Here is a 12,890-nt window from a genome sequence, read left to right as displayed (position 1 = left end):
CCAGCGAAGTACCCCGTCATACCCTGTGCGCCCGTAGCTCAATGGATAGAGTACTGCCCTCCGAAGGCAGGGGTTGCTGGTTCGATCCCAGCCGGGCGCACCAAGATTCCACCTGGCAGTTGCTGCCACGGCAATGCTGTGTCGTTACCCCAAAACATGGCAGAAATGCCAAGTTATAGTTCCGCGCAGTGCGTTATGCGACACAATATATGGTGGGGCGCGTGGAGGCGACGTATAGGGAGCGGGCAGACCTGAAGTGGCAGCCTAGCGCCGCACTTCCCCCCGCCCCCTCTGTGGGCTATACGCCCCTTGCTAAGCGGTAGGCTTCCGCCGCTTCACTGTGCCGAAAACTCACACCAGTTGACTCCAGCACGGCCAGTACTTTTCGCCGCGAAGGATGAACCCCTTTCGCAACCAATTCCTCGTGCGCTTGCCGGTACTGTTTGTATTTTGTTAGCCGGCGCTCGGTTGCTGCTTTTCGTCGTCTGCGTTGCCAACGTGACACGAGTCTTGCAGCTAGCTCAGGATGGCTTCTTTTCAAAAACTTATCTGAGACGTTCATTGCCCTGGCGGCTTCCCTAAGAGTCGGACAGTGTTCACTTCGCAGCATTGCCTCCAAAGCTTCTCCGACTTCGTGCCTGTCGACCTTTTTGGTCGGCAGCCTCTTGGATTGCAATCTGAGAGGGGCCTGCCTCACTGCAAGTCGCGGCACGACTTCATTTCCGAGGAGTACATCGGAGATTAAGCAATCGAACGTCTGCGCCATTCGGACAATCGCGGGAAATGATGGCTTGATGTGGCCGTGCATCCAGCCGTGCAGGTTGGTCTTCGTTGTTCCAATTGCATCCGCGAGTGCTTTGGCGTTCCCCTGCGTGACACTCTGGCAAATGTGCCGCAAAAAGCTCGACACTCCCCCATCAGCGGGATTTGACCGGCCCAACCACCGCGCATGGTCAAGGAATTCGCCCACCCGTGTGGCTATATCGACCTCGTCAGATGAGGCTGCTTCGGCGGCCAGCGTGGCGAATTCCACTTCGCAATCGCTGCAGACGCCAGGGACGAATCGACGTCCGGGCGTAGTCTTTGAGTTGGCCCGACAGTCCGGACATCCCTCCATCAAGCATGTTCGATGAAACGGGCACGCAATCACGGCGCGGATACTCCAGAGCAGGCGGTTGTACATTGGCCGACCTTGCCTAATGTCATCTCCGTAGCAAAGAGGGCAAAAGCGTTGTTTGGGCGCAAGTAGCTGTGCATCCGGGAGAATATGCCGAAGCGAGAGCAGCGTGAGCATAGTGAGATTCGTTTTCTGGGTCAGCTCAATCAGCGCGGAACTCCATTCCTGCGCAGCTTTACCTTTGCCCCTCACCGCTGACGCGCACCACGCTTCCGCCACATCTTCTACCTTCACTCCGGTTCTGCGCGCAATAATTGGTGCAACGAGCTTTCCCGCGACGGTCGCAGGTTGAAGTGAGTGAACTTCGCAGACTCGCATGTAGTAACTAACCAGGTCTTCGATAGTCGAGCCGTCAAAGCCCTCGAAGGCAAGGCCACAAAGCGCAGAGCGCGACCGAAGGCTCTTCGGCCAAAGTGAAACAACATCGAGTTGGGCCGTGGCCAGCGTACTGAACTCTCTCATTTGGCTTAGCCCCGCCCATTGAATTCATCAGCAAGCTTTGCTCGGATATCACTTTCCTTGGCGTACTTGGGCTTGCTGCTGGTGGAGAGGTAGCGTTTGATATCCTCTTCTCCTCGCAGGATGTCAGCAAGAATCGTCTCGCGTTTTGCTTCGCTCGGCATTGCGTTCCAAAGATAGTTGTCGTTCCACTCTCCGTCATTCTCGGCGGCCTCCAGGACCGCAGCCATTACAGTGTCGCAGGTCAATCCCCCCAGCCCACAGCAGCCGTCAAACAGGTCGGCCACGAACCGCATAAGATTCGGCGTTATTGGCAGCGGCACAGCCTGTTGCAGTGAGTGCACAAACCTCCCGAAGTCCTTTGTATCCGCCTCGGTGAAGCGCGGAAAGTGGACCACGTTCACCCGTCGAGCCAGTTGAGCTGCAGTGTTGATAATTCGTTCTGAGCCATAGGCGCCGAGCATGAGTAGGTTCATGCCGCCGCCATTGGCAAGCGATTTCAGGAAATTGCCGTAATCAAGAGGGTCCGCCTTGGAATCTACGAAATGGCCGCATTCATCCAATAGCAGATGTCGAAGTTTGCGAAATCTAGCGGAACGCTCAAACGAGTAACGCAGTCCAGGGCTCTTGTTGAAGATGGGAGCGCCGCTCGCGTCGGGCACAGACGGACCGTCGAAGCTTCGTTCGTCCAGAAGAGGCTCATGCAGCGCGATACCGCATCTGCGATGAAAGAGCGGCCAGTCCAATTCGCCGCCCACGGCTGCGGGAACCTCAACGTACGCAGCCGGAATGCAACTCGGGTCCTCATTAATTTCCAGTGCGTACCTTTCATACATTTCATCCATTACGGCCTGCGCGAGCGTCGTTTTGCCAACACCAGTAGGTCCCACTACCACCGTGATGGAAACGCCAGTGCCTGGAGTTAGGAGTCGCATTACCGCTTGATTTACTGCAGCCATTTTCGGATGCAGGAATCGTTGTTGCTTCATGTACTTGTTTTTGAGTTCACCACTGCCTCGAATGGCCTGTTCCTTGCTTATGTAATTTCGCTGCATTTCTAAAAAACCTCATATATATCGCCGGGCGTCCAGTTCCCGAAATCACGAACCACCTTGGGGGGCGGTGGAACTGTTGCATCGCTCTCCTGGGCCGGTCCTGCAACGGGCCAGTCCGGTGCGCCAATTTCGACGGCCCCCATTTCTAAATCGTCGTACACACGATTAATTCCGAATTCGTCAGGAGCGGCTGCGCTTGCGTTACGAGGCAGGTTGTTGAACGCAACAACTCGACGAATATCCTCTTCGGTGACTTGCCTATTAACGAGCTTGAGAGTTGCTCGCAACTCCTCCATGAGATAGCGCAGCTCGACTTGCGTCATTCGCTTCGCATATTGAAACAATCGGCAGATGCATTGAACCCACTCGGAGCCGATTCGGACGAACGCAATAGCGGCATTCCACGGGTCAAGTCGGACCTCGAAATCTTCCTTGTGATGTCGTCTGTCCGCAAAGTCGTTGCACCAGTAGTACAAGTGGCCGATTTTTACGCCACGCTGTGAATCGACGCGGCGTTTTTCTCCCTTGACGGGAGGAACGCATGTGATGATGCGGAACCGCTGGTCATAGGCAACCAGTCGATTGAGTCTCCAGCCTGTCTCGTGGAATCGACGTTCCATATAGGCAAGCGGAGTATCGTTATGTGCAGGATGAATTCGTTTACCATATATCTCCATGAAGTAGTAGTCGAGGAGGGCATGTAGTTGCGGGAACGTCGGTGCATCTGCATTAATCGGATTGACGCTCCGTGTGAGTTTGCGAACGTTCTGCAACGCTTTGGTGTTCCCTACCAGGTTGTGAATGAGGTCGGTGTTGGTTGTCCCGAATAATCTCTCGCACACCCCTCCGAAGCGAGACTGATGGGGGGGGCGATGGCGCTTCGAAGTGTTGGTTGCATCGAGCAATAAGTCCAACGCGTTGGAGTGAAACTCCTTGCCATTGTCCAAAATAAGCATCGAGGGCATACGCTTGAATCGTCGTACGATGTCACGGCATAGCATCATGCAACTCACGGCGCTTGGTGCATGAATGCTTAAATAGAAGCCTATGACCAACCGAGATTCAGCGTCTATTGCGATGGACAGCCATGGTCGCTTGCGATAAAGCTTGCCACCCTTGCTTCGTAGCGTTACATAGACATCAAGTTGCGTATGGTCCATATGGACATACTGAAACGGTCGTCCACCATGAAGCTTTTCTTCGGCATACAAATACCATACAGCTGGGTCTTCGTTATACGCGTAACGACTGCCAAGACGACGTAATGTCGATTTCCTACTGCCATACGCTTTGTAGAAAGAGCGACGGGAGCAAGGTTTAATCACCCTCAGTCGACATATCTCAACGAATCGATTGAACGCATTTGACGTTAGCGGGTTGGTTGCAGTGTTGTCAGCATCGGATAGCTTGGCAATGACCTCGAGGACCTCTTTTGACAGACGGCAGCCTCGTCTGCCCCGTCGTTTGGTTTTCGGTGCGAGGGCTAATATTTGTTCCCAATCTGACGGCCCGGCTTCCCGCATTGCCTTACGGAAGCGGCTGAGTGTGCGTGGCGCCCATTGCGAGGACACAGGACCCCGTGCTGAGGCTCTAGCGGCGGCCAGTCGCGCCTTTCCGTCCAAAATATCCTGCTTGGATAGCGCAGCGCATCGATGCCAAACGGGTTCGCCGAGAACAACAGGACTAATGACCGTAATGCGCTCCTGCTCAACCATGCGGCTGAGCAGTGATGTTGGCAGCTCTACGACGTTGCCGTTATCGTCAGCGATGACTATCTGGTCATTGCCGAGCATCTTGACGGTATGCTTTGTGTCGCCATACCGCAGCTCGGTTCCAATGGTGATGTTGCGGTCAAGAGACTCCTCAGTAAGGTGAGACGCTGGCCGCATCGCCTTAACCATATCCAGGTGCTCACGAGACGCGCAGATGACGGTTTGATGCTGGTCAGAGATATCGTCATATGTCAGGTCAACAAACACGAGACGGTCCGCGACCGCTTTGTATATGTCGTCCATGCTGAAGCCGGCTACCGGCGTCTTAAGGAATAGGGCCTCTGTGTCATTGAGCGTTGCCCCTATTGATGTTGCAAAGCTAGCAAGTTCGGCGAGCGACAGAACAGCGCTTGAGGCGAACACGCTCTTGAGTGCCGCTATTGCACTGTCGCTTATCGGCGGCGGATTGCTAGAGCGATAATCCGCTAGAAATTCGACATTCTCAATGAGCCTAGGATTGTGTTCATCTGACGTTCGAATCCGATAGTGAAGTCCCAACTGCGCAAAGTACTCCTCGCGCTCGGGGCAGCGCCAACCATCCTCGCTGCGAACGTAGCGATGGGGGTGCGTCCCCCCCAACCTGACCATTTCGCTGGGGGTTTTCCATTCCTCGAGGAGGATGCCAGAAGAGGTGATTCTGAGAATGTCAGGCGTGCACGGTGTCGGCGTCGAATACGTAGAAGCGGTAGCAGCGTTGTTCGCGACCGTGGTTCGACGTACCGTCAAATGAATGGTCCGAGTCGGGGGCTGACAATAAAACTCGAGGGTCTCCTCATCGTAGTCGTATTGAACGACCGCTCCGTATTCCGGTCTGCGGCTCTCAGTGGGTACCCAGCGCTGCATCTTCACGCTTTGATAGCGCGTAATGACATTGCCATTGAAGGACGTCATTTGCCGCGCGGGAGCACTCTTTCTCGCCTCCCGCACGTACGCCCTGCCCGCATCCGGTATGTGGAGTTTGTCAAACAGGTCGGCTAGGTCAGTCGAGTTCAGCATCGCGCGACCCTGTGGATAGTAGGCAGTACTGAAGTGCTGCCAAGCGGAAAGGGATGCCGGTGAGACGGGCATTTGCGTTCACGGCAAGTTGGAGCCGCAAATCGACGGCTATACGGGCGCGTTGTTGCATCGCAGGGCGGCCATGGCTGTAGCCGAGTGGCGAACCTTTCGGCAAGGTCCAAGGAAAGCGCTGTCTTTCCCGTGAGCAATTGCTCCACGGGACGGACAAACCACTCGAATAACAATGTTCTGATGGGCAAGCAATCCAGTGACAAGGGTCTCAGGATTGCCGCAGCTCTTGCCAATTACCGAGCGTGACGCCGGATAAATAGGCAGCGCCTCTCGGCCTTATAGCGATGCGGCTGAGTTGATTTTCGAAAGCGGCAGGCCTGCTGGCGAGAAGCTAACGAGTTGTCGGAGGGGGGGAGAGGAGATGGGTTCACGGCGGTCGTTCTTGCGTTGGCGCCCGTCCCGTAAGGGCGAGCGAGGTCCACTTGACACCGAGATACTTTTGTGAGATATTACGCGCGCGTACTCGAACACGCAGGTTTCTCTCACAAGAGATGCCTCGGGGGCAAGACTAGGTCGCACTGGTCCTGCCCCTTTTTCCGTTTACGGTGCCGCAAATATGCGGCAGGGCGAGTCCCAGTGCACTGGTTTCTAACAATTAAGCCCGTCGGCGGTTCGCATTCGCCGACAAACTGCATTTGTCGGGCAGCATCCTAGCGCCATCCAGGCGTTAACGGCAATACCCTCGCTGGTTACAAACGAGGGGTTGGAGCGGCACGTCAGCATCCATTGTTTAAATTAATTGCAGCAGCTTTTTTAATCGCAATCAGGAAGAGCCAAAGAAGGTGGCCGCTCTCCTTACGTAATTCAGCGCATTTCGACAGACAATACCTTCGTTCGGCGACAGCAGTACGGCATGCTCTAGGCACCAATCCGGAAATTGCGTATCGGTATGGTCAAGTATGAACCATGCCTTTGGGCGCCTTCTCTTTAAAGCAAGCTCGATGAGTTGACTTCTATCCGCCTTGGATAAAATCGACTCCGTAATCTCCGAGCTAGAAAAGATAGAATCAACCACCAGCACCGACAGTTCCGGTGTAAGTAATTGTTTTGCAACGATAAATCCAAAGTCAAGTACCTTTCGACTCGTTAGTACAAGTGAGCAACTTGGCAGTGATTTTATGCATTCCGACAGAATCGTTGAGCCATTGCGCATGGATTGACGAAGCTGTAACGAGTCTTCTATCGTTAGCGCAGACGGACTTCGTGCGGTTGGGGTAAGTACCCCATCGAAGTTTAAATAAATTTCCACACCTTGCATGTCGATTTTCCAGATATTAATATGTAATTAACTTCTTTCGCTTGTAAAAAATGCGGCGTCTACACTTTAAAAGTAGAAGAATTCTTATAAAAATAAGTCCGCTCATCGCGTAGAGAAATGCGTCTCGATTTTTCACTAAGAAATGTGTCGATGTTGCGCACGCGCGACGCTAAAATCAGCTAAATATACTAAACTGTGAGTAGACTCACAAAAGCCCATAAATTTCGCTTGACTTTTATTTTGGCGTCTTGGCGACGCGCGCTAGCGTCGCTCCCAGTTCCCGGCAAGTCTCCGAATCACTTAATCCGGTCAATGGATTTGGACGAGTTAATCTCCAGCGCTCTTCCGCTGGCCAACGTTCCTCGCGGTCGTCGACCGCGCACCAGGCAGCAAGCTGATTTCGCTGCACATAGCGCGCTACGACCTCGTAGGAGTAGGCTATGCGGTTCGCTCCGGAGAACCGGAGCTCTACAAGGGGGTCGGTCGCTCCCACAACGCGACTACCAAGTGCGCGGGGCATCCTGCTGACAATGTCTTGAACGGACATTTGCAGTAGCCAAGAACTACGTAGTACCAGAACCGCGTCGTGCTGTTCGACGAGTTCGGTGAGTGGTGACGCCCAACACCAGAATTGCTCGTCTTCGCCCTTCACTTCATGAAGCCCGACCACGCCGGCCATCGGCCTTACGATTACGCCTTCGAAGTTGAGAAAAAGATGAATATTTGTATTGTCCATTGCGAACTCCCTAGTCCCGCGCGACAGCGCTATTGGTGTACTTGTCTGCCCCGCAGGTCCGCGAGTCGTCGGCGTCGTAGTCCGCCCCGAGGAGGCGCAACAGCGCTTGCAACGTGCGTTCACTCGCGAGACCGTATGAACCGTTCAAGATGAGCGTCGAGCTCTCCAAACCTGGTAGCAATTGATTCCAGTCGGAATCCATAACTACCGGGCGCTTGGGTTCCCGTCGTCTCAAATCGTTGAGCAGCCAATCGCGCCTCGTCGGTATCGCTTTGCAACGAAATCCTAAGAGACGGTTTCCAGGGCAGGTCGCCCCAACGACTCGCTCCTGTACGGAAATTGGGAGGCAGCGCAAGGCCGAGGTGTAGCCCTCGTAGTGAACCCACCAAGTATGAAGAACAATGCGGATGGATGGATGCGCCCAAACGATTCGTTCGAGCGTTGCATTGTTTTCGAAAAAGGTATGCCCGTGCCGGCGCAGCACAGGAGGGAATCCTTTGCAGAACGTAACTTGGGCAGGATGAAGAACTCCCTCGAAACCAAGATATAAAGTCGTCGCAGACATATCGGCAACTCCGCATGGCACAGCGCGCGACCCGCTCCCCCCACATCTGAAGAAAGTGGTAATAGAATGAGTGCGCTGCCGTGTTTGTGGTATGCCGACCTTGCCGCTCTGCGGCGTGTAGTTCTACTGTTGCCAGTCGGATTTGTGCCGCCCGATTCTCTCCACCGGGACGGTATACGTCGTTTCGCCCAAAGGAATTTGAATTGACCCATACGGACACTGCATGGACCCGCCTGGCGTCACGCACCGCGCGAGGCTTCCTCGTGCGTAAAGGCGTAAGTCACGAGGAATTGCTCCGGCGGCTCGAGCGTATGGGCGTTCAGGAATCCGTGAAAGGACTCGAGGGAAAGCTCCTTAGAGGGGCATTTCGGTGCAGTTTCTTTTTACAACTCCTACGCGCTCTGGAATCTGACCACCCAGCTCATTGGAAAGCTCTATTAGCAAGCTGCGATAACTGGGACGACGCCTCAACCCGAATATTTCTGCATGAACTGCATGCGCACTCCCTGACGGCTAGCACATTAGAGAGGCGCTTACGGGCGCTCGGTATTCAATTCCGCCATTCCTCGGTAGAGCAACAGGTTGCAAGCGGGTCTTACCCTTTCACGCTCCTACTCCAGTTCTGCTTGGTCGCCCCCATCGAAGGGCTCGACCGAATAGTGGACCTCTCGGACATACGGAGCACTCTCCTGACGGCCCGCCCGAGTCAAGCTCCCCCGACAGCGCCCCCAATAGAATGACAACGTTGCATGAACGCTATCGAACAGACGTGACCGTGGACTGTGGGGGTCAACCTCAGCGGCTAGATGAACCATGAAGCCTAGGCCACTAGGCACCGTGCGGTTCTATGCTCCAAGTGGTCCGTCGCGAGGGATAACCCTCGCCATTAGCTTAGGCCAGAATACGAGAAAAGCAAGCTCGTGTCGGCAGGTTCCGTGTCGAGTTGACGAATGTGCCGCAGACGATTGTGCGCTCACCCTAGTGGCGATGAGCGACACTGGCGAGCATCGGCTATAAGGGGAGAACGAGTGCGAAATCTGCCAGTGGAAGTAGCACACTAGAGACGTGGCTAGTACCGCAGCGCCTGCGCGGCCACACTTGCGCTGGCGACGAAAACCATGCGCGTTTGCTGGCCTCATGTCAGGAGCTGAACTCAAACTCGTGGGTCCGACGCCCTATTGACGACAGACGGCCATATACGACCCAACGAAATCCAATCTGTGTGAGCTAGAACTTCCATTGTTACGTCTCTTGTTCCCGTGAGTCTTTCGTCAAATACAGCGCAGAGCCCAGCGAAGCGTTCCGCTGCCTCTGCGGTCCCCGGTTCCCCGACAAGAACATAGACTCCTCCGCCATCGGTCGTCCCAGTGAGAGTGGCAGGGTCAAACTCAACGATGCGAGCAGTTGCCCAGTACCTACCAGCCTTGGAGAACCGTAAGCGCTAAATCCAGCACACCTTGAGGATTCCAGTTGTTACCGGGTAACGTTGCCGCACGGGGTGTTACCGGGTAACGATCATGAGGAGAGCAGGATGGCGCAGACGACAGCACAGCGGCAGGCCGCCTATCGGGCAAGGCGCGCGACGGCGGGCAAGGACGGCAACGGAGAGCGGCGGCTGGACATGTGGGTCAGTACGGAAGCCGACCTTGCTCTTGCACGGCTGGCGCACCGTTACGCGGTAACGAAGCGTCAGATGCTGGAGCGGCTGATCGCGCGAGCGGACGACGCGATCGTGCGCAGGCTCAATCCGGATTCGGAGCGGTGGGATCGCTATTTCAACGTCCCCCGCTAGCGCCTCGCTGTTACCGGGTAACGAGAGGCTTCTCTCAGTGTGATGGAGTTCCCGACTTGGGGGCAACGATCGACCCGCTGCTCAGGTAGGGTGCGGCGGCGCGGTTTGCTGCCGTGCAAAGTTGAACGGCAACAGGTCGCTGATGTCAGCGTTCGGCGCGCGCTGTGGCAGCTCTGTGAGCACGTGGAGCAGATAAGCATACGGCTCGACGTCACAGGCGCGGCACGTAAGCATCAGGCTGTAGATCATGGCGCTCGCCTTCGCTCCAGCGACGGTGTCTGCAAAGAGCCATGCCTTTCGCCCTGTGCAGAATGGGCGGATGTCACGCTCGACCGGGTTGTTATCGATGGGCGCACGCCCATCGATAACGTATCGGCTCAGGTATTCCCACTGGTTGCGCGCGTAGGCGATGGCCTTGCCCAGCAGGCTCTCCGGCAGTACCAGCGGTGCCTGCTGGTCCAGCCATGCCTTGAGGGCTTCCAGCAGCGGCACACTGTGCTGTTGACGCAGCCGGTACGTGTAGTTGACGCGCGTTTCGCCTTCGGGCAGCTCTTCCTTGGCGAGCGTCTCGACCTGATACAGGGCTTTGAAGTACTCGAGCGCTTTTAGCACTCGCGCGCTGGGCTTCTTCTGCCCCTTTTGCGCATCAACGAACATCCGTCTGGAATGCGCAAGACAACCGAAGTGCGTGACGCCTTCGAGGGTACGCCAGGCACTGTAGCCGTCGGTCATAAGCATGCCCTCGTAGCCTGCGAGAAACGCCTGCGGATACTCCTGCCCGCGCCCCGGCTGGTAGTCAAACAGCACCACGGGATGCTCGCAGTCCTCCGCGCTGCGGTAGACCCACATGTACGATTTGCTCTGCGCGGCTTTGCCTTCCTCCTTGAGCACCTGTACCGTCGTCTCGTCGCCATGGATTAGTGGCTGCGTCAGCAGCGTGCGGCGCAGCGCCTGGTACAGTCGGCTGTAGTGCAGTTGCGCGGGCCGGATGATCCAGTTGGCCAGCGTGCCACGGCCAACTGCAATGCCGGCGCGACCCAGCGCGTCTTCCATGCGGTACAGCGGCGTTCCATCCACGTACTTGGCGGTGGTCACCGTCGCCAGCATCGCTGGGCTTGCGTTGCTGCCCGGCAGTGGTTGCGCTGGCATCGGCGCGGTCACCACCGGCGTGCGTTCGGCATTGCGCTCGCAGTGCCGGCACGCGTATTTGAAGCGGACGTGCTGCAGTACGGAGACCTTTGCTTCGATGTGCAACTGCTCGCTGACTTCCTCGCCCAAGCGGTGCATTGCGCCCTGGCAGCACGGGCAGATCTTCTCGTCTTCGGTCAGGTCGTACTCGATACGTTGGCGCGGCAACTCCGCCGGCAGCGGCTTGCGGCCACGTTTGCGGCCTGCGGGCTTATCAGGCTCTGGCAGCCCCGTGTCCGGCGGCGCGAGCGCGTCATCCTCATCGTCGTCGGCCGGCTCCGCAGCGGCCATTTGTTCGGCTTCATCGAACACACGGTCCTTGAGCTTCTCGCTGCTTGGTGCGAAGCGTTTGGACTGCGCGAGGCGGAACTGTTCCTCAAGGAGCTTGATGCGCTCGTTCAGCTCGGCGATGTGCTGAACGTTGGCAGCAGCCCGCGCTTCAAGTTCGCGGATATAGGCCTGGGCGGCCGGCGGCAATTGGGAGAGGTCGTGTTCGTTCATGCTGAACACGATAGTGCAGCCTCCGCCCAATCTGGTATACGTCACACCGAACGACCATCAAGCCGTGTGCTGATATTTGCGCGACGGGTGCCGCTTCACGGCGTCCACGTCGATACCGTCCAGTAGCCAGTGCAACTGCTCGGTCGTGAGCTCGATCACCGCGTGCTCACGCCGCGGCCACACAAAACGGTCTTCCTCCAATCGCTTCAAAAGCATCCAGAAGCCGTTTCGGTCCCACAGTAACAGCTTGATGCGGTTGCGCCGACGGTTATGAAAGGCGTAGACGGCGCGGGCAAACGGATCAAGCTGCATCGACTGCTCGACCAGGGCAACCAACCCATTGATCCCGAGGCGGAAGTCCACCGCATTGCGGTGCAGATAGACCTGCAGGTCAGCGTCGAGCCGGAACATCAACGCGCCCCCAGCGCTTCGATCATCGCCTTCACGAGCGTGACGTCCTGCTCGCCGCATTGGAGTTCCACCGTCACGCCGTTGGGCATCCGCGCCGTGAGTACCGCGAGTGGCAGAGATGGACGCAGCGATGGTTGGGGCGAAGCAGGCGCCTCGGCCGGCAAACATTCCAGCGCCACCGGCGATTCCGAAACGCGCGTTACGCCGCTAACCTCAACGACCGGTACGAACGCTGGCAGTACAGGTTCCGCACTACCGGCCGCCGCGGCTTCTGTTGCCAATTGGTGCAGCCGAATCCACTTGCGCAACTGGTTCGTATTGATGCCGACCTTGAGCGCCATCCCCGCTACCGATACCCCTGGCCGCAGACACGTCTCGACCAGTTGGCGCTTATCCCCCGGGTCAAAGTCTCGCTTTCCGTTGGAGCGAACCCGGATCACCCTCAGCGGCGGAACTTCACATTCGGCTTCGATCATGCTTGCGTCCGCAAATAGTGGTTGCGGACGCAAGCCTGCCCACTCTCAGCCGCAAAAGCTAGGTGCGCTTAATTTCGCGCTTACGGAGAACCTGCCGACAAAGTGGCGCTCGCCCCGGTATGTTTCGAGTACGCGCCAGCTCTCAATTAGCTTGCGCTCCGAGCTAGCCGCGGCTTTTTGCAGGTTTGCTAACATGGCGAGTTAGGAACATGTTTTGGTCATTCGGTCATAGTCACTGCCGGCGTTTCCTCGGCCAGCCTATTGAACAGTACACGCCAGCGCATACCTGCTCCACTAAAGCATGAAGTACTCGTTCGTGATGTCTTTCGCGCCAGATACCTTGTTTGTCCACGTTGAGACTAGCCAGAACAACACCCACATACCCCTATCTTTTCCGGGGTAGCCGTCCAAGGCAAAGCAATGCCCGTCTTC

11 protein-coding genes and 1 tRNA gene are annotated in these 12,890 nt (G+C 56.5%); 3 read left to right on the top strand and 9 right to left on the bottom strand.

Going from position 1 to position 12,890, the window contains the following annotated elements; all coding sequences use genetic code 11:
* Window positions 1-27: 27 nt before the first annotated feature.
* Window positions 28-103: transfer RNA gene (locus ACZY0R_RS36225), tRNA-Arg, on the top strand.
* 195 nt (window positions 104-298) lie between these two features.
* On the opposite strand, the gene ACZY0R_RS36220 is transcribed toward ACZY0R_RS36225, so the two are convergent.
* From ACZY0R_RS36220 to ACZY0R_RS36195, 6 genes are all read right to left on the bottom strand, one after another.
* Window positions 299-1,639 carry a TniQ family protein gene (locus tag ACZY0R_RS36220; protein WP_488865267.1) on the bottom strand — a complete coding sequence of 447 codons (1,341 nt, stop codon included), beginning with the start codon at window positions 1,637-1,639 and terminating at the stop codon, window positions 299-301.
* Window positions 1,640-1,644: 5 nt separating this feature from the next.
* Window positions 1,645-2,691, bottom strand: coding sequence for an AAA family ATPase (locus ACZY0R_RS36215; RefSeq protein ID WP_488865265.1), 1,047 nt, complete (start codon window positions 2,689-2,691; stop codon window positions 1,645-1,647).
* A 2-nt stretch (window positions 2,692-2,693) separates the two neighbouring features.
* Window positions 2,694-5,354, bottom strand: a complete 2,661-nt coding sequence (locus tag ACZY0R_RS36210) for a DDE-type integrase/transposase/recombinase (protein ID WP_488865264.1) — start codon at window positions 5,352-5,354, stop codon at window positions 2,694-2,696.
* Between the two features lie 940 nt (window positions 5,355-6,294).
* A complete protein-coding gene (locus ACZY0R_RS36205) occupies window positions 6,295-6,789 on the bottom strand; it encodes an HAD domain-containing protein (RefSeq protein WP_488865262.1) in 495 nt (164 codons plus the stop codon).
* A 235-nt stretch (window positions 6,790-7,024) separates the two neighbouring features.
* Entirely contained in the window at window positions 7,025-7,525 is a 501-nt protein-coding gene (locus ACZY0R_RS36200; RefSeq protein WP_488865260.1) for an HAD domain-containing protein, read from the bottom strand.
* A gap of 10 nt (window positions 7,526-7,535) precedes the next feature.
* The gene (locus tag ACZY0R_RS36195) at window positions 7,536-8,090 is read right to left on the bottom strand and encodes an HAD domain-containing protein (RefSeq protein WP_488865258.1); all 555 of its coding nucleotides are present in this window, start codon (window positions 8,088-8,090) and stop codon (window positions 7,536-7,538) included.
* Between the two features lie 80 nt (window positions 8,091-8,170).
* Here ACZY0R_RS36195 and ACZY0R_RS36190 point away from each other — a divergent pair, with 80 nt between their 5' ends.
* Together ACZY0R_RS36190 and ACZY0R_RS36185 are read left to right on the top strand one after the other, a co-directional pair.
* Window positions 8,171-8,830 carry a DUF6471 domain-containing protein gene (locus tag ACZY0R_RS36190; RefSeq protein ID WP_488865256.1) on the top strand — a complete coding sequence of 220 codons (660 nt, stop codon included), beginning with the start codon at window positions 8,171-8,173 and terminating at the stop codon, window positions 8,828-8,830.
* 791 nt (window positions 8,831-9,621) lie between these two features.
* Complete coding sequence (locus ACZY0R_RS36185) at window positions 9,622-9,882, top strand: hypothetical protein (RefSeq protein ID WP_488865254.1); 261 nt, start codon at window positions 9,622-9,624, stop codon at window positions 9,880-9,882.
* 81 nt (window positions 9,883-9,963) lie between these two features.
* Here ACZY0R_RS36185 and tnpC read toward each other — a convergent pair whose 3' ends face one another.
* From tnpC to tnpA, 3 genes are read right to left on the bottom strand one after another with little or no spacing between them, the layout of a single operon-like run.
* Window positions 9,964-11,571: an IS66 family transposase gene (gene tnpC / locus ACZY0R_RS36180; protein ID WP_488865252.1), complete on the bottom strand. Its 1,608-nt coding sequence runs from the start codon at window positions 11,569-11,571 to the stop codon at window positions 9,964-9,966.
* Between the two features lie 57 nt (window positions 11,572-11,628).
* A complete protein-coding gene (tnpB, locus tag ACZY0R_RS36175) occupies window positions 11,629-11,982 on the bottom strand; it encodes an IS66 family insertion sequence element accessory protein TnpB (protein ID WP_376990061.1) in 354 nt (117 codons plus the stop codon).
* The gene (tnpA, locus tag ACZY0R_RS36170; RefSeq protein ID WP_488865250.1) at window positions 11,982-12,458 is read right to left on the bottom strand and encodes an IS66-like element accessory protein TnpA; all 477 of its coding nucleotides are present in this window, start codon (window positions 12,456-12,458) and stop codon (window positions 11,982-11,984) included. Before tnpA ends, tnpB begins: the two co-directional genes overlap by 1 nt.
* Window positions 12,459-12,890 lie beyond the last annotated feature (432 nt).

This window comes from Cupriavidus sp. F041, assembly GCF_057814235.1.
Note: the sequence above shows the minus strand (reverse complement) of the source record. Positions and strands in the feature narration are given on the sequence as shown.

Excerpts from the sequence above, each read along its gene's own strand:
- ACZY0R_RS36220 (WP_488865267.1), bottom strand. The coding sequence starts at position 1,639 with ATGAGAGAGTTCAGTACGCTGGCCACGGCCCAACTCGATGTTGTTTCA.
- ACZY0R_RS36205 (WP_488865262.1), bottom strand. The coding sequence starts at position 6,789 with ATGCAAGGTGTGGAAATTTATTTAAACTTCGATGGGGTACTTACCCCA.
- ACZY0R_RS36195 (WP_488865258.1), bottom strand. The coding sequence starts at position 8,090 with ATGTCTGCGACGACTTTATATCTTGGTTTCGAGGGAGTTCTTCATCCT.
- tnpA (WP_488865250.1), bottom strand. The coding sequence starts at position 12,458 with ATGATCGAAGCCGAATGTGAAGTTCCGCCGCTGAGGGTGATCCGGGTT.
- tnpC (WP_488865252.1), bottom strand. The coding sequence starts at position 11,571 with ATGAACGAACACGACCTCTCCCAATTGCCGCCGGCCGCCCAGGCCTAT.
- tnpB (WP_376990061.1), bottom strand. The coding sequence starts at position 11,982 with ATGTTCCGGCTCGACGCTGACCTGCAGGTCTATCTGCACCGCAATGCG.
- ACZY0R_RS36185 (WP_488865254.1), top strand. The coding sequence starts at position 9,622 with ATGGCGCAGACGACAGCACAGCGGCAGGCCGCCTATCGGGCAAGGCGC.
- ACZY0R_RS36200 (WP_488865260.1), bottom strand. The coding sequence starts at position 7,525 with ATGGACAATACAAATATTCATCTTTTTCTCAACTTCGAAGGCGTAATC.
- ACZY0R_RS36210 (WP_488865264.1), bottom strand. The coding sequence starts at position 5,354 with ATGACGTCCTTCAATGGCAATGTCATTACGCGCTATCAAAGCGTGAAG.
- ACZY0R_RS36215 (WP_488865265.1), bottom strand. The coding sequence starts at position 2,691 with ATGCAGCGAAATTACATAAGCAAGGAACAGGCCATTCGAGGCAGTGGT.